At 64.9% G+C, this 19009-nt stretch carries 18 protein-coding genes and 4 tRNA genes; 8 read left to right on the forward strand and 14 right to left on the reverse strand.

The window, feature by feature from the left end:
* Window positions 1–58: 58 nt before the first annotated feature.
* From IPM80_11675 to IPM80_11725, 11 genes are all read right to left on the reverse strand, one after another.
* A tRNA-Trp gene (locus IPM80_11675) sits at window positions 59–134 on the reverse strand.
* A gap of 58 nt (window positions 135–192) precedes the next feature.
* The gene (gene tuf / locus IPM80_11680; GenBank protein MBK8959070.1) at window positions 193–1383 is read right to left on the reverse strand and encodes an elongation factor Tu; all 1191 of its coding nucleotides are present in this window, start codon (window positions 1381–1383) and stop codon (window positions 193–195) included.
* Window positions 1384–1452: 69 nt separating this feature from the next.
* Window positions 1453–1528, reverse strand: a tRNA-Thr gene (locus IPM80_11685).
* Between the two features lie 83 nt (window positions 1529–1611).
* Window positions 1612–1685: transfer RNA gene (locus IPM80_11690), tRNA-Gly, on the reverse strand.
* A gap of 40 nt (window positions 1686–1725) precedes the next feature.
* Window positions 1726–1810: transfer RNA gene (locus IPM80_11695), tRNA-Tyr, on the reverse strand.
* A 59-nt stretch (window positions 1811–1869) separates the two neighbouring features.
* Window positions 1870–2421: an L-threonylcarbamoyladenylate synthase gene (locus tag IPM80_11700; protein MBK8959071.1), complete on the reverse strand. Its 552-nt coding sequence runs from the start codon at window positions 2419–2421 to the stop codon at window positions 1870–1872.
* Window positions 2422–2423: 2 nt separating this feature from the next.
* Window positions 2424–2927: a 5-(carboxyamino)imidazole ribonucleotide mutase gene (gene purE, locus IPM80_11705; GenBank protein ID MBK8959072.1), complete on the reverse strand. Its 504-nt coding sequence runs from the start codon at window positions 2925–2927 to the stop codon at window positions 2424–2426.
* A 47-nt stretch (window positions 2928–2974) separates the two neighbouring features.
* The gene (locus tag IPM80_11710; protein ID MBK8959073.1) at window positions 2975–5449 is read right to left on the reverse strand and encodes a DNA topoisomerase I; all 2475 of its coding nucleotides are present in this window, start codon (window positions 5447–5449) and stop codon (window positions 2975–2977) included.
* Between the two features lie 69 nt (window positions 5450–5518).
* On the reverse strand, window positions 5519–5998 hold the full coding sequence (locus tag IPM80_11715; GenBank protein ID MBK8959074.1) for a DUF494 domain-containing protein: 480 nt from the start codon (window positions 5996–5998) through the stop codon (window positions 5519–5521).
* Between the two features lie 116 nt (window positions 5999–6114).
* Window positions 6115–7182 (reverse strand): DNA-protecting protein DprA, encoded by a 1068-nt coding sequence (gene dprA, locus IPM80_11720; protein ID MBK8959075.1) that lies wholly within the window; start codon window positions 7180–7182, stop codon window positions 6115–6117.
* A gap of 71 nt (window positions 7183–7253) precedes the next feature.
* Entirely contained in the window at window positions 7254–8375 is a 1122-nt protein-coding gene (locus IPM80_11725) for a LysM peptidoglycan-binding domain-containing protein (GenBank protein MBK8959076.1), read from the reverse strand.
* Window positions 8376–8585: 210 nt separating this feature from the next.
* On the opposite strand from IPM80_11725, the gene def reads away from it, so the two are divergent.
* From def to IPM80_11760, 7 genes are all read left to right on the forward strand, one after another.
* The gene (gene def / locus IPM80_11730; GenBank protein ID MBK8959077.1) at window positions 8586–9089 is read left to right on the forward strand and encodes a peptide deformylase; all 504 of its coding nucleotides are present in this window, start codon (window positions 8586–8588) and stop codon (window positions 9087–9089) included.
* Between the two features lie 94 nt (window positions 9090–9183).
* Window positions 9184–10113 carry a methionyl-tRNA formyltransferase gene (locus IPM80_11735; protein MBK8959078.1) on the forward strand — a complete coding sequence of 310 codons (930 nt, stop codon included), beginning with the start codon at window positions 9184–9186 and terminating at the stop codon, window positions 10111–10113.
* Window positions 10110–11417 carry a 16S rRNA (cytosine(967)-C(5))-methyltransferase RsmB gene (rsmB, locus tag IPM80_11740; protein ID MBK8959079.1) on the forward strand — a complete coding sequence of 436 codons (1308 nt, stop codon included), beginning with the start codon at window positions 10110–10112 and terminating at the stop codon, window positions 11415–11417. The genes IPM80_11735 and rsmB overlap by 4 nt, the downstream gene beginning before the upstream one ends.
* Window positions 11411–11989: a DUF4390 domain-containing protein gene (locus tag IPM80_11745; GenBank protein MBK8959080.1), complete on the forward strand. Its 579-nt coding sequence runs from the start codon at window positions 11411–11413 to the stop codon at window positions 11987–11989. Before rsmB ends, IPM80_11745 begins: the two co-directional genes overlap by 7 nt.
* A 17-nt stretch (window positions 11990–12006) precedes the next feature.
* Window positions 12007–14229, forward strand: a complete 2223-nt coding sequence (locus tag IPM80_11750) for a HAMP domain-containing protein (protein ID MBK8959081.1) — start codon at window positions 12007–12009, stop codon at window positions 14227–14229.
* Window positions 14226–15602: a sigma-54-dependent Fis family transcriptional regulator gene (locus IPM80_11755; protein MBK8959082.1), complete on the forward strand. Its 1377-nt coding sequence runs from the start codon at window positions 14226–14228 to the stop codon at window positions 15600–15602. Before IPM80_11750 ends, IPM80_11755 begins: the two co-directional genes overlap by 4 nt.
* Window positions 15603–15636: 34 nt before the next feature.
* Complete coding sequence (locus IPM80_11760; GenBank protein MBK8959083.1) at window positions 15637–15942, forward strand: hypothetical protein; 306 nt, start codon at window positions 15637–15639, stop codon at window positions 15940–15942.
* Between the two features lie 6 nt (window positions 15943–15948).
* Here the strand turns inward: IPM80_11760 and IPM80_11765 are convergent, their stop codons facing one another.
* Complete coding sequence (locus IPM80_11765; protein ID MBK8959084.1) at window positions 15949–16890, reverse strand: dihydroorotate dehydrogenase; 942 nt, start codon at window positions 16888–16890, stop codon at window positions 15949–15951.
* A gap of 41 nt (window positions 16891–16931) precedes the next feature.
* On the opposite strand from IPM80_11765, the gene IPM80_11770 reads away from it, so the two are divergent.
* On the forward strand, window positions 16932–17408 hold the full coding sequence (locus tag IPM80_11770) for a tRNA (cytidine(34)-2'-O)-methyltransferase (protein MBK8959085.1): 477 nt from the start codon (window positions 16932–16934) through the stop codon (window positions 17406–17408).
* Between the two features lie 56 nt (window positions 17409–17464).
* Here IPM80_11770 and IPM80_11775 read toward each other — a convergent pair whose 3' ends face one another.
* Complete coding sequence (locus tag IPM80_11775; GenBank protein MBK8959086.1) at window positions 17465–17902, reverse strand: hypothetical protein; 438 nt, start codon at window positions 17900–17902, stop codon at window positions 17465–17467.
* A gap of 100 nt (window positions 17903–18002) precedes the next feature.
* The gene (locus IPM80_11780) at window positions 18003–19004 is read right to left on the reverse strand and encodes an NAD(P)-dependent glycerol-3-phosphate dehydrogenase (GenBank protein ID MBK8959087.1); all 1002 of its coding nucleotides are present in this window, start codon (window positions 19002–19004) and stop codon (window positions 18003–18005) included.
* Between the last annotated feature and the right edge of the window lie 5 nt (window positions 19005–19009).

The following is a 19009-nucleotide window of genomic DNA, read 5'->3' on the forward strand; positions in this document are numbered from 1 at the left end:
CTCGCACCTGCTGTTCTCATTTGTCCCGCCCTGTTCGCACGCAATGCATCGTCTAGAATGGCAGGCCAGGAGGGAATCGAACCCCCAACCTGCGGTTTTGGAGACCGCCGCTCTGCCAATTGAGCTACTGGCCTAGACGCTTTTCAACACATGGGCGGGCGGGTCGTTTCGACCTCACCCGCCGTCATTTTCCTACTCGAGAATCTTGCTGACCACGCCGGCGCCGACAGTGCGGCCACCTTCGCGGATTGCAAAGCGCAGACCGTCTTCCATCGCGATCGGGTTGATCAGCTTCACCGTCACCTTGACGTTGTCGCCGGGCATCACCATCTCGACGCCTTCAGGCAGCGACACCGCGCCCGTCACGTCCGTCGTGCGGAAATAAAACTGCGGACGGTAGTTGCTGAAGAACGGCGTGTGACGGCCACCCTCTTCCTTCGACAGCACGTACACTTCCGCTTCAAAATGCGTATGCGGGTTCACAGAGCCCGGCTTGCACAGCACCTGGCCGCGCTCGACGTCTTCACGCTTGGTGCCGCGCAGCAGCACGCCCACGTTGTCGCCCGCCTGGCCTTCGTCAAGCAGCTTGCGGAACATTTCCACGCCCGTGCAGGTGGTCTTGGTCGTGGCCTTGATGCCCACGATCTCCACTTCTTCACCCACCTTCACGATGCCGCGCTCGATTCGACCCGTCACCACCGTGCCGCGGCCCGAGATCGAGAACACGTCTTCGATCGGCAGCAGGAACGGGCGGTCCACCGGTCGCTCCGGGATCGGCACGTAATCGTCCAGCGCCTGCACCAGGCGCTCGATCGACGGCGTGCCTATTTCGCTGGTGTCACCTTCCACCGCCTTCAACGCGCTGCCGATGATCACCGGCGTGTCGTCGCCCGGGAACTGGTAGGAATCGAGCAGCTCGCGAATTTCGAGTTCCACCAGCTCCAACAACTCGGCGTCGTCGACCATGTCCGCCTTGTTCAAATACACCACGATCTTCGGCACGCCCACCTGGCGCGCCAGCAGGATGTGCTCGCGCGTCTGCGGCATCGGGCCGTCCGCCGCGCTGCACACCAGGATCGCGCCGTCCATCTGCGCCGCGCCCGTGATCATGTTCTTCACGTAGTCCGCGTGACCAGGGCAGTCAACGTGCGCGTAGTGACGCGTCGCGCTCTCGTATTCCACGTGCGCCGTCGCGATCGTGATACCGCGCTCGCGCTCTTCCGGGGCGTTGTCAATCTGGTCGTACGCCTTCACGTCACCGCCGAACTTTGCCGCCGACACGATCGTCAGCGCTGCCGTCAGGGTCGTCTTACCGTGATCCACATGACCGATGGTCCCCACATTCACATGCGGTTTCGTTCTCGAAAATTTTTCTTTGGCCATGGCTCTCTTACCTCAAAAAATCACGTGCGTCCGACTGGCGGCACCTTGCTGGCCAGCCATTGAATTGGATGGAGCCCATAACCGGATTTGAACCGGTGACCTCTTCCTTACCAAGGAAGTGCTCTACCGACTGAGCTATATGGGCCCTGAAACTATGCTGCGGACCGGCCTCCACCACCGAATGGCCACGCCACCCCGCGATGCGCCTGCCCGTCCTCAACTCAGCTTTGGAGCGGGTGATGGGAATCGAACCCACACCATCAGCTTGGAAGGCTGAGGTTCTACCATTGAACTACACCCGCCGGATTCGGACGTCCGAAGACTGTCCCAAGCTCAGCTGCATGGTGGAGGGGGTAGGATTCGAACCTACGTAGGCAGAGCCGGCAGATTTACAGTCTGCTCCCGTTGACCGCTTGGGTACCCCTCCAAAACGGTAGCCGGAAATTTTCGAAATTTTTTGCTGGCGTGTCAACAAAAAGATCGCCTTCACAGCCTGATCAGCTCACCGCTGCGTCCATCGCGGATGGTTGTAGGCCGGGCCGAGGCGCCCAGCGCGCCTTGCAGGTAGAGGTCGACGTCGCCACTAAAGTAGCCACGCGCGGCGAGCAGGGTCCGCGCCGGGCGACGGCCAGCTGGATTGGCACTGGTCGAAACGAGAGGCCCGACCACCCGGCACAGGGCCGCCATCTGGGGATGGGCGGTCACTCGCACCGCAATATCGTGCGTCTTGCTCACCAGCCAGCGCGGCGCCGTCGGACGCGCGGGCAGTACCCAGGTGTGCGGGCCGGGCCAGCTCGCCAGGATGCAATCGAGCTGGGGGGTCTCGAGCGAGACCAGCTTGTCGAGCTGGGCGAGGTCGGCGGCGACCACGATGAAGGGTTTGGCCCGGGGTCGACGCTTGAGCTGCCGGATGCGCTGGCCTGCATCGCGGTCGGCCGCGCGCGCGGCGAGGCCGATGACCGCCTCGGTGGCATTGGCGACCACGCCGCCCCGGCGCAGGACCACGGCCGCCCTGCAGACCTGCCAGTCGAAGGACACGCTCAGGTGCCGCGCAGCTGACGGTCCTTCTCGAGAATCTTCTCGGCGTTGGCCTGACGCTCGTCGCGCAGGGCCTGCGCCAGGGCCGGGTCATCCAGGCTCATCATCTGTACGGCAAGATAAGCGGCGTTCTTGGCGCCGGCTTTGCCGATGGCGACACAGGCAACGGGGATGCCGCCAGGCATCTGCACGGTCGAAAGGAGCGCGTCCATGCCTTGCAGCGGCCCGCCATCCATGGGCACGCCTATGACCGGCCGCACGGTGTGGCCCGCGACGAATCCCGCCAGGTGCGCAGCCAGACCGGCGGCGGCAATGAACACCGCGCAGCCGCGCCGTTCCGCATCGGCGACGTAGGCCTGGGCCGCGGCCGGCGTGCGATGGGCGGACTTGATGTTCATTTCATAGCGAATGCCGAATTGGGCCAGGATGTCGGCGGTGGCCTGCATGGTCGGCAGGTCGGAATCCGAGCCCATGAGGATGGCTACAAAACGGGACGGGGAAGTCATGATGACGCAGCCTCCACACTAGATGAGCTGGCGCGCAGAGGGCGCGTTCATTCGGGTTTCGATTTGGCCTTGGATTTGGCCTTGGCTTTCGCCTTTGCCTTGGCCTTGGGTTTGGCCTTCGCCTTCGCCTTGGCTTTTGCCTTGGGTGCCGCCTCGGCCTTGGCTTTTGGAGCCGCCTTGGCTTTCGGCGCCGCCTTCGCCTTGGCTGCGGTCGCGGCTCCGGCGCCGCGACGCATCGGCCCACCACGCCGCTGTGGCGCATTGGCCAGCAACTCCTGGCACGCCGCGAGGTCGAGGCCGGTCGGCTCGACATCCTTGGGGATGCGCGCATTGCGGGTGCCGTCGGTCACATAGGGACCGTAGCGACCGTTGAGAACCTTGATGCCCTCGGCCTCGAACACGCGGATGGTCTTGGCGGCGTCAGCCACTTTCTTGGCCTCGACCAGTTCCAGTGCACGCTCCAAGGTCACCGTGTACGGATCGTCTTCCTTGCCGAGCGCCACGAACTTGTCCGCATAGCGCACGTAGGGACCGAAACGGCCGATGTTGGCGGTCAGCTTGACGCCATCGGCGGTGACGCCGAGTTCGCGCGGCAGCTTGGTCAGTTCCATCGCTTCTTCGAGCGTGATGGCATCCATGCGCTGGCCGGTCTTGAGGCCGTAGAACTGCGGCTTTTCCTCGTCCTCGGTGGAACCGATGATGACGTAGGGTCCGTAGCGGCCCATGCGCACCGATACCGGCTTGCCGCTGACGGGATCGACGCCCAACTCACGCGCCTGGTTGGCCTCCTGGCGCGAGACGTTCTCTTCCTTGTCCTTGACCTTGGCGGCAAAGGGCACCCAGAACTCGCGCAGCAACGGGATCCAGTCACGCTCGCCGCGTGACACGGCGTCGAGCGAATCCTCCAGGCGCGCGGTGAACTCGTAGTCCACGTAGCTCGAGAAATGGTTGGTCAGGAACGTATTGACGATGCGGCCGATGTCGGTCGGCTGGAAACGCTTCTTGTCGAGATTGACGTATTCGCGCTGCACCAACGTCGAAATGATCGAGGCGTAGGTCGACGGACGACCGATACCGTACTCTTCGAGGGTCTTGACCAGGCTTGCTTCCGTGTAACGTGGCGGCGGCTCGGTGAAGTGCTGCTCACTGCGGATCTGCTCGAGGGCAATCTTCTGACCGACCTCGAGCGGCGGCAACGTCTTGTCTTCCGGCTCGACGTCGTCGGAGCCTTCCAGGTACACGCTCATGAAACCCGGCTCGGTGACCGTCGAGCCATTGGCACGGAACACGCCTTCGCTGCCGGCCGCGAGATCGGCGGCGACGGTATCGATGGTGGCCGGGATCATCTGGCAAGCGACGGTGCGCTTCCAGATGAGATCGTAGAGCTTGAATTGTTCGTCGCTGAGACGTGATTTGATCTCCGCCGGCACGCGGAAGCAGGACGTCGGACGAATCGCTTCGTGAGCCTCCTGCGCGTTTTTCGAACTGGTCTTGAACACACGCGCCGCGTGCGGCACCTGGTCGCGGCCAAAACGCGAAGTGATGAACTGGCGCAGTTCATCCAGCGCTTCCTGCGCCAGGTTCAACGAATCGGTACGCATGTAGGTGATGAGGCCAACGGTGCCCGAGCCGACGTCGATACCCTCGTACAGCTGCTGCGCCACGCGCATCGCACGCTGCGCGGTGAAGCCGAGCTTGCGCACCGCTTCCTGTTGCAGGGTCGAGGTGATGAACGGCGGCGCGGGATTGCGCTTGCGCTGTTTCTTCTCGACGTTGGAAACGACCAGTTGGCCGCCGGCGCCGGCAATCAGGCGTTCACGGGCGGCGCTGGCATCGGCCTCGGTGGTAATCGTGAACTGCTTGACCTTCTCACCCTTCAGCTCGCTCAGACGCGCCATGAAAGGCGTGCTGGCCGCCAGCAGATCGGCCTCGATGGTCCAATACTCGCGCGCGATGAATTTCTCGATCTCCGCTTCGCGCTCGCAGATGAGTCGCAGCGCCGGGCTCTGCACCCGCCCCGCCGACAAACCGCGCTTGATCTTCTTCCACAGCAAGGGTGAAAGGTTGAAACCGACGAGGTAATCGAGCGCGCGCCGCGCCTGTTGCGCGTTGACGAGATCCATCGACACCTTGCGCGGCGTCTTGATGGCGTCCTTGATGGCGCGCTCGGTGATTTCGTGAAACACCACGCGGTACACGTCCTTGCCTTCGAGCATGGCTCGATCGCGGAGCAGTTCCACCAAGTGCCAGGAAATCGCCTCGCCTTCGCGATCCAAGTCAGTCGCGAGGTAGAGCACATCGGCTTTCTTCATGGCCTTGGCGATGGCTTCGACGTACTTGGAATTACGCTCGATCACCTCGTACTTCATGCGGAAGTCGTGTTCGGTATCGACCGCGCCTTCCTTGGGCAGCAAATCGCGCACGTGGCCATAGGATGCGAGGACTTCGAAGTCCTTGCCCAGGTATTTTTTGATGGTGCTGGCCTTGGCCGGCGATTCAACAATGACTAGATTGCTTGCCATACGGTGATGCGTTTCGAGTTTGCGTGCGGCGCTCGCGATGCGGTACCGCATCCGCTGGATGCGCGGACTTTAATGCAGATTGCGATTCAGGTCGTCCATCACCAGATCTTCCATCCACACGAAGGCGTGTTCCTGGCCAGGCTGATTGAACAGGACCATCAGGATGATCCATTTGAGCTGGCTGGCGTCGATTTCATCGTTCTCCAGCGCCAGGACCCGGTCGATCACGAGCTCGCGGGAGGTCGCGTCGAGCACCCCCGCCTGCTCTAGGAAGTACATGAAGCCACGACACTCGGCGTCGAGCTTGCGCTCTTCTTCAAGGGTATAGATCCGCGTCGAAGTGAGGGCCGCCACCGGCAGGCCATCGGACCCGGCGCGGTTGATTGCCAGTTCCTGCAACCAATCGAATGCCTTGGTCACCTGGCCGGCGTCGAATCCTGCATCGCGCAATTCCGATTTGAGCCGATCCTGGTCGGCTTCAAGCTCCAGATCATCGTCGACGAAATGCTCGAAAAGGTAAATCAGGATATCGATTACTGTCTGCTTCATTGCCAACTGGTTCCCGGTTCGAACCTGCGAACGTCCACACAACATAAGGGCTTGAACGAAAGGTAAGTCGCGTAGACGGTCTAGCGTCTAGACGTATGACGCCTGCCGGTCGGAAACTAGCGGATCCGCAGGTAGCTGCCGGTGCCCTGCACCTGAATGATGCCCGCGAGTTCTAGTTTTAACAGCATGGATGAAACCTCCTGGACCGTCAATCCGCTGCGCGACACCACGTCGTCAGCGGTAAACGTCTCCCATCCGCAGGCGTCGAGGACGCGTAGGTCGGCGGTCGCGGGCAGTGATGGGACGATATCGGCGGTTCGCGGTGCGACTCTCGATATCGGCAGCGTCGGCAACTCGTCGAGGATGTCCTGCACTTCTTCGACCAGTTTGGCGCCCTGCTTGATCAGCGCATGGCAGCCCTTGGTGAGCGGATTGTGGATGGAACCGGGTACGGCAAACACCTCGCGGCCCTGGTCCAGGGCATGCAGCGCCGTCGACAGCGAACCACTGCGCAGCGCCGCTTCCACCACCAGCGTGCCGACGGCCAGGCCACTGATGATGCGATTGCGCCGGGGAAAATTGGCCGGCAAGGGCGCCGCCCCGAAGGGAAACTCCGACACCAGCGCACCATGGTTCCGCACTTCCTCCGCCAGCGCACGGTGTTGGCGCGGGTAGACGTGGTTGATCGCGCAACCGAGGACCGCGACGGTGGGCCCACCTGCCGCCAGCGCGCCGCGGTGGGCCGCGCCGTCGATTCCGCGCGCGAGGCCGCTGGTGACGACGATGCCGTGGGCCGCCAGTTGGCGTGCGAATGCATGGGCCGTATCGGCGCCGTGGGGGCTGGCCTGGCGGCTGCCCACCACCGCGACCTGAGACTGGCGCAGCCAATGCGACTGGCCATCGACGAACAGCAACAGCGGCGGCGACGGCGAGGCAGCGAGATGCGCGGGATAGTCCGTATCGCCGAGCACCAGCAAGTGATGTCCGGTCTCCGCCAGCCACGCGCATGCGTGGTCGGCGGCATGCCAGTCGGGCGCCATCCCGTGGCTTTTGAGCCAACGCAGGGCAGCCCGGGATCGTTCGTCGGCCGACGCGGGACCGCCTCGGAAATCAGACGCATATCGGGGATTGTTGCAGGCGGCCGCGTGGCAGGCCAGAAAAGTGCGCAGCATGGCGATGTCCAGTCCTTTGTCCATCGCCGGACATCATAACGGCGGCGCACGAAGCTTGCACTTCGGCACCCTTACCTCGGATGTCAGGGATTGCGCACGGCGTCCAGCACGTAGACCGGCCGCTGGATATTCATCACCAGGCCGTAGCTGACGTTGTCGAAGGTGCGGAACACCATGAGTTCTCCGGCGCGCTCCTCGGGCAGACGCACCGCCACCGGCTTGCTGCCCTTGACGGGCGTCCCGACGAAATCTCGCGCCGCGCGGTCCACGCCGCGCACGTCGTTGATGAGGCTTTCCCACAGGCGCCCGGCGCGGGTCGGGCTTTCACGCTCCAAACGGGCGCGTTCTTCTTCCTGCCGCTGGTAGGCGACGTCGCTGCCTATCGGGTCTTTGACCACCTTGCCGCGCTGGAAGATGGCCAGAACATGGCCGGCTTCGAGACCGTCGCGGGCGCCGCGATTGAGTACCACGACCTGGTGCTGGGCAATCTGGCTGATGCCGCCCATGGCCGAGATGATCTTGGCATCGACCGGCGCCGCCGGCGCGTGGGGAATGAACTCCACGTATTCGTCTTCGGTCTGGGGCAACAAGCGGTCACCCTTCATGACCTCTTTGCTGGAACTGACCACCTGCACGGTGGCCGGATCGCCGAATTTCTCGACCAGGGCGTCACCCAGGTGCTCGGCTTCGTAACCCAGCAGCGCCTGGGTGTCGGGGTCTCGGTATTCACCCCCCTTGCGGAACACCGAGAACTTGGCGGTGGCCGGTTCGCCAAGATTGCGCACGTAAACGCGGAAACCCTGGCCGAAAGCCAGGTGTTCGTCCTGCGAGCCGACGATGTAGGCCGCATTGTCGAGATCGGCCTCGGACACCACGCGCGGGCGGCTGAGGAACTGGTGGATGGCATCGAGGGGAATGGCGTGGATGACTTCGGCGTGAGCCGATTCGCGAATCGAAGGCGAGAGTTTGACGTTACGGTCGACCACCCGCAGGCGCGGCTTGCCGTTGACGTATTCGAGCGACAGCACATCGCCGGGATAAATCCAGTGGGGATCGGCAATTTGCGGGTTGTCGTGCCAGATCTCGGGCCACTGCCAGGGGTGCGTCAGAAAGCGCCCTGAAATGTCCCACAGGGTGTCGCCTTTTTGCACGGTGTAGGTCTGCGGGTGGTCGCTGCGGAGTTGGACTTCATCGGCTCCGGCCACGGCGCAAACCAACAGCGCAACAAGAAAAATGACAATTTTTCCCGACATGTCAATGCTCTTAGGTGACGTCTTTAATGTAGTTTAGCAGAATCGAATCGAAAATAAACACTTGCGCGAAGCCCGGCGCGATTCCCCTGCAAAGTCAATTCTTCTTGATTAATCAGTGCCTTACAGATATCCTGCAGGCTCTACAAATTTTCCGGAACGAGCATGGCCCTGCGGCAGATCCTCCACCATCCCGATCCCCGTCTGCGACACAAGGCGGCGGATGTGACGCGCTTTGACGCCTCGCTCGCAAGCCTCGTCGACGACATGTTCGAGACCATGTATGCCGCGCCGGGCATCGGCCTGGCGGCGACCCAGATAGACGTGCAATTGCGCGTCATCGTGGTCGACACCTCGTCCGACAAATGCACTCCGCTTTGCTTCATCAACCCCCGCATCCTCGACCGCCGCGGCGAGGAGGAAATGGAGGAAGGCTGCCTGTCGGTGCCGGGCATTTTCGATTACGTGCAGCGCGCCGAATGGGTGCGCATCGCCGCGTGCGACCGTGACGGCAAGCCCTTCGAATTCGAAGCCGATGGCCTGCTGGCGGTGTGCATTCAGCACGAGATGGATCACCTGGAAGGCAAGCTGTTCGTCGATTACCTGTCGCACCTGAAGCAGACGCGCATACGCAAGAAGCTCGAAAAAGAGCAGCGACAGGCGGGCTGAGGGTGAGCCATCGCAAGTCGTCGAGCGCGCCGCACGTGGCGCAATGGCCCGCGGGCGCCCGCCCATGCCCTGCGCATGGCGAGGTCGACAAGGGATGAAACAGCCGGCCGTCCGCACGATTTTTGCCGGTACGCCGGATTTCGCCGTGCCCGGCCTGAAAGTGTTGCTGGAGCGTCCGGAATTCGAAGTGGTTGCGGTCTACACGCAACCCGATCGCCCGGCGGGTCGCGGTCGTCGCCTGCATGCCAGTCCGGTCAAGGAACTGGCAGTGTCCGCCGGTCTTGCCATAGAACAGCCGGAACGCGTCACCACCGACGAGGCCATCGCCCGTTACCAGAGCTACCGGCCGGCGCTGCTGGTGGTCGCGGCCTATGGCCTGATGCTGCCGAATCCTTTCATCGACGCGCCGGTCACGGCCATCAACATCCACGCCTCGCTGTTGCCGCGCTGGCGCGGCGCCGCACCGATCCAACGGGCCGTGATGGCCGGCGACGAGCGCACCGGCATTTCAATCATGCGCGTGGTGAAAAAACTGGATGCAGGGCCTGTGTGGCTGATGCGCGAGTGCCCGATCACGAGCACGACCACCGGCGGCAGTCTGCACGATGAATTGGCGGCGCTCGGCGGCGCGGCGCTGGACGCGGCGCTGGATCTCTACCTGGCGGGCCCAGTCCAGGAAAGCGTCCAGGATGAAGCCGCCGTCACCTACGCCGCCAAGCTCGGGCCGGCGGACAGGGATATCGACTGGCGGCAGCCGGCGCAGGCCATCGATCGCCAGGTGCGCGCGCTGAACCCGAGTCCCGCGGCCACGACGCGTTTCGGACAGCTCGACGTCAAGGTGCTGGCCGGTCACGTGTCCGCGCCCGTCGCCGGCGCCGTCGCTGGCAGCGTCGTCGGCCATGACGATGGCGGCATCGTGGTGGCGACGGGCGACGGCAGCTATACCATCACCGAACTGCAGCCGGCGGGTAAGCAACGCATGTCCGCGCAGTCGTTCCGCAATGGCTATGGAAGTTATCTGTGAATGCGGTTCGCGGCTCGACCCGCGTCAGGAGCGCCGCCATCGTGCACGCCGTCGTCAACGAAGGCCGCTCTCTCTCGCAGGCCGCGCCCGCCGCGCTCGTTGAACTCGCCGATGAACGCGATCGCGCTTTCGTTCAGGCCTGCGCTTTCGGCGTGCTGCGTCACTTTAATGCGCTGAAGGCACGTCTCGCGTCCCTCATGCCAAAACCGCTGCGGCGCAAGGACGCCGATCTGGAAGCCTTGCTGCTGGTTGGCCTGTACCAGCTCCAGTACATGGACGTCGCCAGTCACGCAGCGGTTTCCGCCACCGTCGACGGTGCGCGTGAACTCGACAAGGACTGGGCATGCGGCCTCGTGAACGGCGTGCTGCGCGCCGCCCAGCGCCAACCCGCCGCCGACACGCATGCGGACCCGCGCAGCGAATTCCCGCAGTGGATGCTCGATCGCGTGCGCGCAGACTGGCCCGAAGAGTGGCGCGCGGTGTTCGAACACAGCAATACCGAAGCGCCGCTCACGCTGCGCGTCAATCGCCTTAAGACCACGCGCGAGGCCTATGCCGCGCTGCTGGGCGAGCGCGGCATGGCCTGTACACCCGGCCGTCACGGCCATGCCGCGCTGCGACTCGCCGAGGCCAGCGCGGTCACACAGTTGCCGCACTTCAACGACGGCCATGTCTCGGTGCAGGATGAAGCCGCGCAGCTGGCGGCGCAAATCCTTGCTCCCCGTGCGGGCGAACGCGTACTGGACGCCTGCGCCGCGCCAGGCGGCAAGACCGCGCACCTCATGGAGCTCGGCGGCCCCAGCCTCGAACTGGTGGCGCTGGATGAATCGGCCATGCGCCTGCGCCGCGTCGCGGACAACCTGGCGCGCCTGGGACTGCATTGCACGGTGCTGGCAGCCGACGCCGGCGCGCCGTCGTCGTGGTGGGATGGCCGCGCTTTTGACAAGATTCTGCTCGATGCGCCGTGCAGCGCGCTGGGTGTCATGCGCCGCCATCCCGACATCCGCCTGCGACGCACGGCGCAGGACGTGCTGGCGGTCGGCCATCAGCAGCGCCGTCTGCTGCTCGCGCTGTGGCCCCTGCTCGCGGTCGGTGGTCGCATGCTTTACGCGACCTGCTCGATATTGCGCGCCGAGAACGATGATGTCATCGACAGCCTGTTGAGCACCCATGTCGACGCCGAGACCGTGCCTCTGCCGATCGAAGCCGGACACGCCACGCGCCATGGGCGCCAGGTGTTGCCGGGACAAGATTCCATGGACGGCTTCTACTACTGCCTCCTGACCAAGCGGCCCCCATGCTGAAACGCTTCACGCTGTTCTCGATGCGCGGTTTGCTGGGCTTGCCCCTGCTGCTGGCCTTGCTGTGGCTGCCGAGCGTGCGCGCCGGCACCATCACGCTGACCGCCGCCAATGAGCACATCACCAATGACATGGTGATGATCGACGCCGACGCCGACTTCCAGTTCAGCGACGACGCCATCAAGGCCATCAACAGCGGGGTGCCGATCACCATCGAGTTCGACATCCGCGTATCGCGTCCACGCAAACTGCTGTGGGATACGGAGCTGCTGAGCGCGCATCGCGAATACGTGATCGAGCGCCACGCCTTGAGCAAGCAGTTCATCATTGCCGACCAGATCACCGGCGACCGGCGCATACACGGCTCGCTGGAACTGGCGATTGACGATCTCGGGCGCATCCGCAACCTGCCGATAGCCGAGGCGCGCCAGCTCGAAGGCGAGAAGGATCTGGACGTGGCGATGCGCGTGCGCCTCGCCATCCGCTCGCTGCCAGGACCACTGATCCCGATAGCCTATGTTTCACCGGGCTGGCATATGTCCAGCGGCTGGTTCCGATGGCAAACCCAGCAGTGAAACGCCCGCGCACCGTGATGCTGGGCGCGGTCGCGCTGCTCAGCCTGTCGCTGCTCGGCTCGCTGGTGTTGATGAGCGCGGCGATGCAGAACTCGGCGCGTTTCGGCGCACTGTACTCGGTGCTGCTGTTGTCGAACACCGCCGGCCTGCTGGCTTTTGTCGGCCTCATCAGCATCAATGTGCGGCGCCTCGCCCGCCAGCTGCGCGCGCGCGAAGCAGGGGCGCGCCTGACGCTGCGTATGCTGGTGATCTTCGTCGCGCTCGCGGTGCTGCCAGTGACGGTGCTGTATTCGTTCTCCCTCGATTTCCTCAAACGCGGCATCGACAGCTGGTTCGACGTGCGCATCGGCCAGGCGCTGGAGAGCGCGCTCGAGCTCGGCCGCGAAGCGCTCGACCTGCGCATGCGCGAACTTTTGTCGCAGACCGAGGCGATGGCCGAAGAGATCGGCCAGGGCGCGCCGGAGCGCACCACGCTCAACCTCGATGCGCTGCGCGATCCGGACAGCATCGTGGTGGCGAGCGCGTGGACGCCGGGCTCGGCGGTGCTGGACACCATGCGCACCCACAGCGGCGCCGACGAATTGACCTTGCTCAGCAGCGACGGTGAACCGCTCGCGACCAGCAGCCGCATTTCCGATCTGATTCCGCACCTGCCGGCCGAAGCGGTGCTGCTGCAGGTTCGACAGGGGCGCAGCTACATCGGCCTCGATCCCTTGCGTGATGGCACCTTGTTCGTGCGCGTGGCGGTCAATGTCAACGTCGCGCCCGGCTCGGGGCAACGCCGCGTGTTGCACGCTCTTTATCCCATCTCGCCGCGCCTCAACAGGCTCGCCGCCACGGTCGAGGATGCCTACGCCAAGTACCACGAGCTCGACTACCTGCGCGACAAGCTCAAGCTGAGCTTCGCCATGACCCTGACCATGGTGCTGTTGTTCAGCATCGTCACCGCGGTGTGGGCGGCGTTCTACTCGGCGCGGCGGCTGGCCGCGCCGATCCGCGATCTCGCGACCGGCACGGCGGCGGTGGCGGCGGGTGATTACACCACCAGCCTGCCGGTGCAGAGCAACGACGAGATGGGCTTCCTGGTCAGTTCCTTCAACGACATGACGCGGCGCATCGGCCGTGCGCGCGTCGAGGTGGAAACCCAGCGCGAGTACCTGGACACGGTGCTCAGGCAGCTGTCGTCGGGCGTCATTGCCCTCGATGAATCGGCGCGCATCACCACCTTGAACGACTCCGCCGCGCAGATGCTGGAACTCGGCGAGGACGCCCGCCCCGGCGCCTCGTTCCTCGCCGCCTGCCAGGCCGATCCGCACCTGCATCCGTTGGCCGAGGCGCTTGCGCCCCTGATCGAAGAGCATCGGCGGCAATGGCAGGAGCAGATCACGATCTTCGCCTCGGACGGACGTCGCGTGCTGATGTGTCGCGGCACCGCGCTGGCCGCCGAAGGCGACGCCGCGCGTGGCTATGTCATCGTGTTCGAGAACATCACCGCCATCATCCAGGGTCAACGCGACGCGGCGTGGTCGGAAGTGGCGCGTCGCCTCGCCCACGAAATCAAGAATCCGCTGACGCCCATCCAGCTCGCCGCCGAACGGCTGCGGCAGAAATACCTGAAGAAACTGGGGGCCGAGGAAGGCGAGGCGCTGGAGCGCCTGACCAGCACCATCGTGCAACAGGTCGACACCATGAAGGCCATCGTCAATACCTTCTCGGACTACGCCAAGACGCCGACCATCAGTCGCGGCGCGGTCGACATCAACGCCTTGCTGTCCGGCGTCATCGAACTGTTCCGTGGCGCCTATCCCGGGGCCACGGTGGAAACCCATCTGGCTGCCGATCTGCCGCCCATCTCCGGTGACGTGACGCGCCTGCGCCAGGTCATGAACAACCTCATCAAGAATGCCTTCGAGGCGTCGCCCGAACCGACGAATGCGCATATCATTATTGCGACCTCGACCACCCAGTACGCGCAGGCGGACCACGTCGAGATCCGCATCGAGGATCGCGGCGATGGCTTGCCCGAGCAGATGTTGCAGAACATTTTCGAGCCCTACGTGTCCAGTAAGGCACGGGGCACGGGCCTGGGCCTGGCCATCGTCAAGAAGATCGTCGAAGAGCACAACGGCGTCGTCACCTTGCGTAACAACCCGGACCAGGGCGCGGTTGCCATCATCCGTCTGCCGCTCGACAAGGAGTCGGCACCGAACGAACCTAGACTAGCGAAGGACGCCGTATGAGCACCGCCCATATCCTGGTTGTCGACGACGAACCCGACATTCGCGGACTGCTCAAGGAAATCCTCGAGGACGAGGGTTTCGAGGTCACCATCGCCGAAAACGCCGAGCGCGCGCGCGAGGCGCGTCGCCAGCGTCGCCCCGATCTGATCCTGCTCGACATCTGGATGCCCGACACCGACGGCATCACGCTGCTCAAGGAATGGTCGGATGGCTCCACCGTCGACACGCCGGTGATCATGATGTCCGGCCACGGCACGGTCGAAACCGCGGTCGAGGCCACCCGCCTCGGCGCCTACGACTTCATCGAAAAGCCGCTCTCGATTGCCAAGATCCTGGTGACCGTGCAGCGCGCGCTCGAGAACGCGAGCCTGGTATCGGAGAACATCGGTCTGCGCGCGCGCAGCCAGTCGCCCAACGAGCCGATAGGCTCCAGCCCGGAAATGGAGAAGCTGCGCGCCGACGGGCGCCGCATCGCCGATCACAAGACCAGCGTTTTCATCAGCGGCGAATCGGGCGTCGGCAAGGAAACCATCGCGCGCTTCATCCACAGCCAGGGCAGCCGCGCCGGCAACCGCTTCATCAACGTCAGCGTGGCGGGCCTCGCGCGCGAGAACCCCGATGCCGAGCTGTTCGGCACCGAGGACAACGGCAAGGTCAGCTTCGGCTCGCTGGAACTCGCCAATGGCGGCACCTTGTTCCTGAAGGACATCGCCGACATGGACATGAGCACCCAGGCGCGCCTCTTGAGCGCGTTGGAGAACCAGTCCTTCCTGCGTGTCGGCGGGCGTGAACCGGTGACGGTGGACGTGCGCATCATCGCCAGCACGCGGCGCAATCTTGCCGAGATGGTGGCGGCCGGCAAATTCCGTGAAGACCTCTATTACCGCCTCAACGTGCTGCCGCTGACGGTGCCGCCGCTGCGCGAACGGCGCGGCGACATCGACGAACTGGTCGATCACTTCCTCACCTACTTCGAAACCCGCGAAGGACTGCCGCGACGTGCCTTGGCCAGCGCGGTGCGCCATCGTCTGCAGGATTACGACTGGCCGGGCAACGTGCGCGAGCTGAAGAACTTCATCCAGCGTCTGCTGATCCTGGGCGGTACCGGCCAGGTGGAGGTGTCGGAGGTGAACGCCATGCTCGGCCTCACGCCGGAAGTCAGCGCCGAGCCCTTGCTGCCCGGCTTCGACATGCCGCTGCGCGAAGCGCGCGAGCAATTCGAAAAGGCCTACCTCGAATACCAGCTGCGCGCCTTCAACGGCAGCGTGAGCCGCGTATCGGAGCGGGTCGGTATCGAACGCACCCATCTTTATCGCAAGCTGCGCAGCCTCGGCATCGATCCGAAGCGCATCAAGGACGAAGGGCGGGAATGAGCGCGGCGCATGCGCCCCACGCGGCGTGAAGCCCATCGTCGCAAGGCTGGAAGCGCTGCTCGTCAGCCAGGGCGAAACCGCCCTGTTGCGCTTCAGTCTCGGCAATGCCTGTCTCGAAGACGACCCGGCCCAGGCTACTGAACACCTGCAGCGCGCGGTCGCGCTCGACCCCGACTACTCGGCGGCGTGGAAGCTGCTCGGCAAGGCGCTGGCCATGGGCGGCGATCCGGCGGCGGCGCAGCGCGCCTATGAACAGGGCATCGTGGTCGCCGAACGGCGCGGCGACATCCAAGCCGCCAAGGAGATGCGGGTGTTCCTCAAACGACTGACACGCGAGTGAGCGCGCTCACGCCCCGTTCAAGGTGAGCGCACCGCTCAGCTCGCCGACATTCGCCATGCCGTGGCGATCGAGATAGTCCAGCAAACCCGCGTTGATGGATTTCAACAGCAGGGGATCGTAGAAGAGCCCGGTGCCGACGCCCACCGCGGTGGCGCCGGCCAGCAGAAACTCGATGGCATCGGCCGCGCACGTCACGCCGCCCTGGCCGATGATGGGGATGCCCAGGGGCCGCGCCACCTGCGCCACCTGGAAGGTCTTGAACACCGCGATGGGCTTGATGGCCGGTCCCGATACACCGCCCTGGTTGTTGCCGATCACCGGTCGCCGCGCCTCGATGTCGATGGCCATGCCCATCAGGGTGTTGATCACGGCAAAACCATTCGTGCCGGCCTCGATGCAACGCCGCGCGTTGTTGGCGATGTCGGTCTGGTTGGGTGAGAGCTTGGTGATGAGCGGCTTGCTGGTCGCGCGCCGACAGGCCGCCACCACCCGCGCGGACATGTCCGGATCGTTGCCGAAAGTCACGCCGCCTTCCTTGACGTTGGGGCAGGAGATGTTGATCTCGATGGCGTCGATGGGCGAATCGTCGAAGATACGCGTGACTTCTTCGTATTCCTCGACGGTCGAGCCGGACACGTTGGCAATGAAGCGCGTTTCCGTGAAATCGAGCTTCGGCAGGATGTCATCGACCACCACGCGCGCGCCGGGATTCTGCAGGCCGATGGCGTTCAACATGCCGCCGGGCGTCTCGTAGACGCGGTGCGCCGGGTTGCCGAGGCGCGGCGCGAGGGTCGTGCCTTTCAGGCAGATGGCGCCGGCGTCGGCGTTGGAAAAGCCTTCGACCCGCGTGTACTCTTCGCCGAAGCCGACGCAGCCCGACAGCAGTACCAGCGGCGTGCGCAGGCGCAGACCGCACAAATCGACAGCCAGTCGCGCCTCATCGGCCATGATTTTCGTCCCGCCCGCGAGCCGCGCCTGACCATTGCACCGTGTTCAACATCATTCTTTACGAGCCGGAGATTCCGCCGAATAGCGGCAACATTATACGGCTGTGTGCCAACAGCGGCGCGCGTCTGCATTTCATCGAACCGCTGGGTTTCACGCTCGACGACCGCCAGCTGCGGCGCGCGGGACTGGACTACCACGAGTTCGCCGACATCCGCCAATACGCATCGCTGGACGCGTGCCTGGCGAGCCTCGGCGAAGTGAGCCTGTACGCGTTCACCACCAAGGCCGCCACCTCGCTGTCCGCTATTCGATTCGCGCGCGACAGCGCCCTGCTGTTCGGGCCGGAATCACGTGGCCTGCCCGACATCGTGCTGGCCGATGTGCCGGCCTCGAGGCGCGTGCGTATTCCGATGGTGGCGGGCAGCCGCAGCCTGAATCTCTCCAACGCGGTGTCAATCGCCCTGTTCGAAGCCTGGCGGCAGCATGGCTACGCCGGCAGTACGCCGACCGGCGGCTAGGCGGGGAGAAACCTGGCGCGCCGCGACGCGCGGCGCGTGACTTCAGAAGCCTGCGATCACTCGCAGTCGAGCAATGCCGGCGAGCTGATCAGCGGCGGATTGACCGAGCTGTCATAGCTCACGGTGCAGGCGCCGGGATGGGCGATGTCGGCCGGCGCGAAACCGTTGCCGCTCAGCACGTAGCCGTGGCCGACCGGATCCTGCGACAAGGCGGCGCGCAATGCCGAGTGGTCGGCGGGGTAGCCCTCGGCATTGACCTTGACCTCACGGCCCTCGAGCATCACGGAGGTGCCCTGGGCGCCGGTCGCCACCCATACCGCGTGCACGAGCGCGGTTGAATTGCGCATGGCGCCGGTCAATTCGTCCAGTGCCGCCTGGCGGGATTCACGCTCGACGTTGGCAAAGCCCGGCAGGGCGAATGCCGACAAGGTGCCGAGAATGACGATCACCGAGATGGTGTCGCTCAAGGAAAAGCGGTTGCGCAGTTTCTCCAAGGTCCAGCCTCCAGTTCTGACGGGGACAGCCAAGGCGGGCTGTCCTTGACGCTAGCGGCGCGCGTCCCGGGAACTTTAGGCGGTCAGGGTTGCGGAAGATTCAACGACTCTCGGTGGTCGGGTCGCGCGCCATGAGGTCGCGCACCGCGTCGCGCGGCGTGGTGGCGCCGGCCAGCACGCGCGCCACCTCGGCGGCGATGGGCATGTCGATGTGCTGGCGCTTGGCCATGGCGGCGATGGCCTGGGCGGTCGTCACGCCTTCCACCAGCGCGCCAACGCTGTCCTGCGCGGCCGCCACCGACCCGGTCTCGGCCAACGCCATGCCGAAGCGGCGATTGCGCGACTGGTTGTCGGTGCAGGTCAGCACCAGGTCGCCCATGCCGGACAGGCCCATGAAGGTTTCCATGCGCCCGCCGCGCGCGATGCCGAAGCGCGCGATTTCGGCCAGGCCACGCGTGATCAGCGCGGCGCGGGTGTTGGCGCCGAGACCCAGGCCATCGGCAATGCCGGCGGCGATGGCAATGACGTTCTTGAGCGCGCCGCCGATCTCCACGCCGACCACGTCATCGGTGTAATAGGGGCGGAAGGCCGGCCCGTGCATGGCGTTGACGAGTTGCGCGCCGAGCGCCGCGTGGCTCGCGCCGATGGTGATGGCGGCCGGTGCGCCGCGCATGATCTCGATCGCGAAGTTGGGGCCCGAGACCTGGGCGAAGGGCAGCCCGGCGCCGAGCACGTCGGCGACTATCTCGTGCGCCATCATGCCGGTGTCGAGTTCGAAGCCCTTGCTGGCGCAGGCCACGGCCGGCAGGGCCGGCAGCGCCGCCTTGACGTCCCGCAATGCCGAACGCATCACCTGGTAGGGCACCACCAGCATCGCGAACGCCGGCGTCGGCAGCCCGTCGAGGCTGGCCTGCGGGGTGATGCGGGCATCGAGTTCGACATCGCTCGCGAAGCGCGGATGGTGACGCGTCGCCGCCAGGGCGGCGATGGTCGCGGCATCCTTGTCGTAGAGCAGCACCTCGCGGCCGGCCCGCGCGCAGACGCTGGCGAGCGCGGTGCCCCAGGCCCCCGCGCCCACCACCAGCACCGGCGCGTGCTGCATGCCCG

This window comes from Pseudomonadota bacterium, from assembly GCA_016719885.1.
Taxonomy (GTDB): domain Bacteria; phylum Pseudomonadota; class Gammaproteobacteria.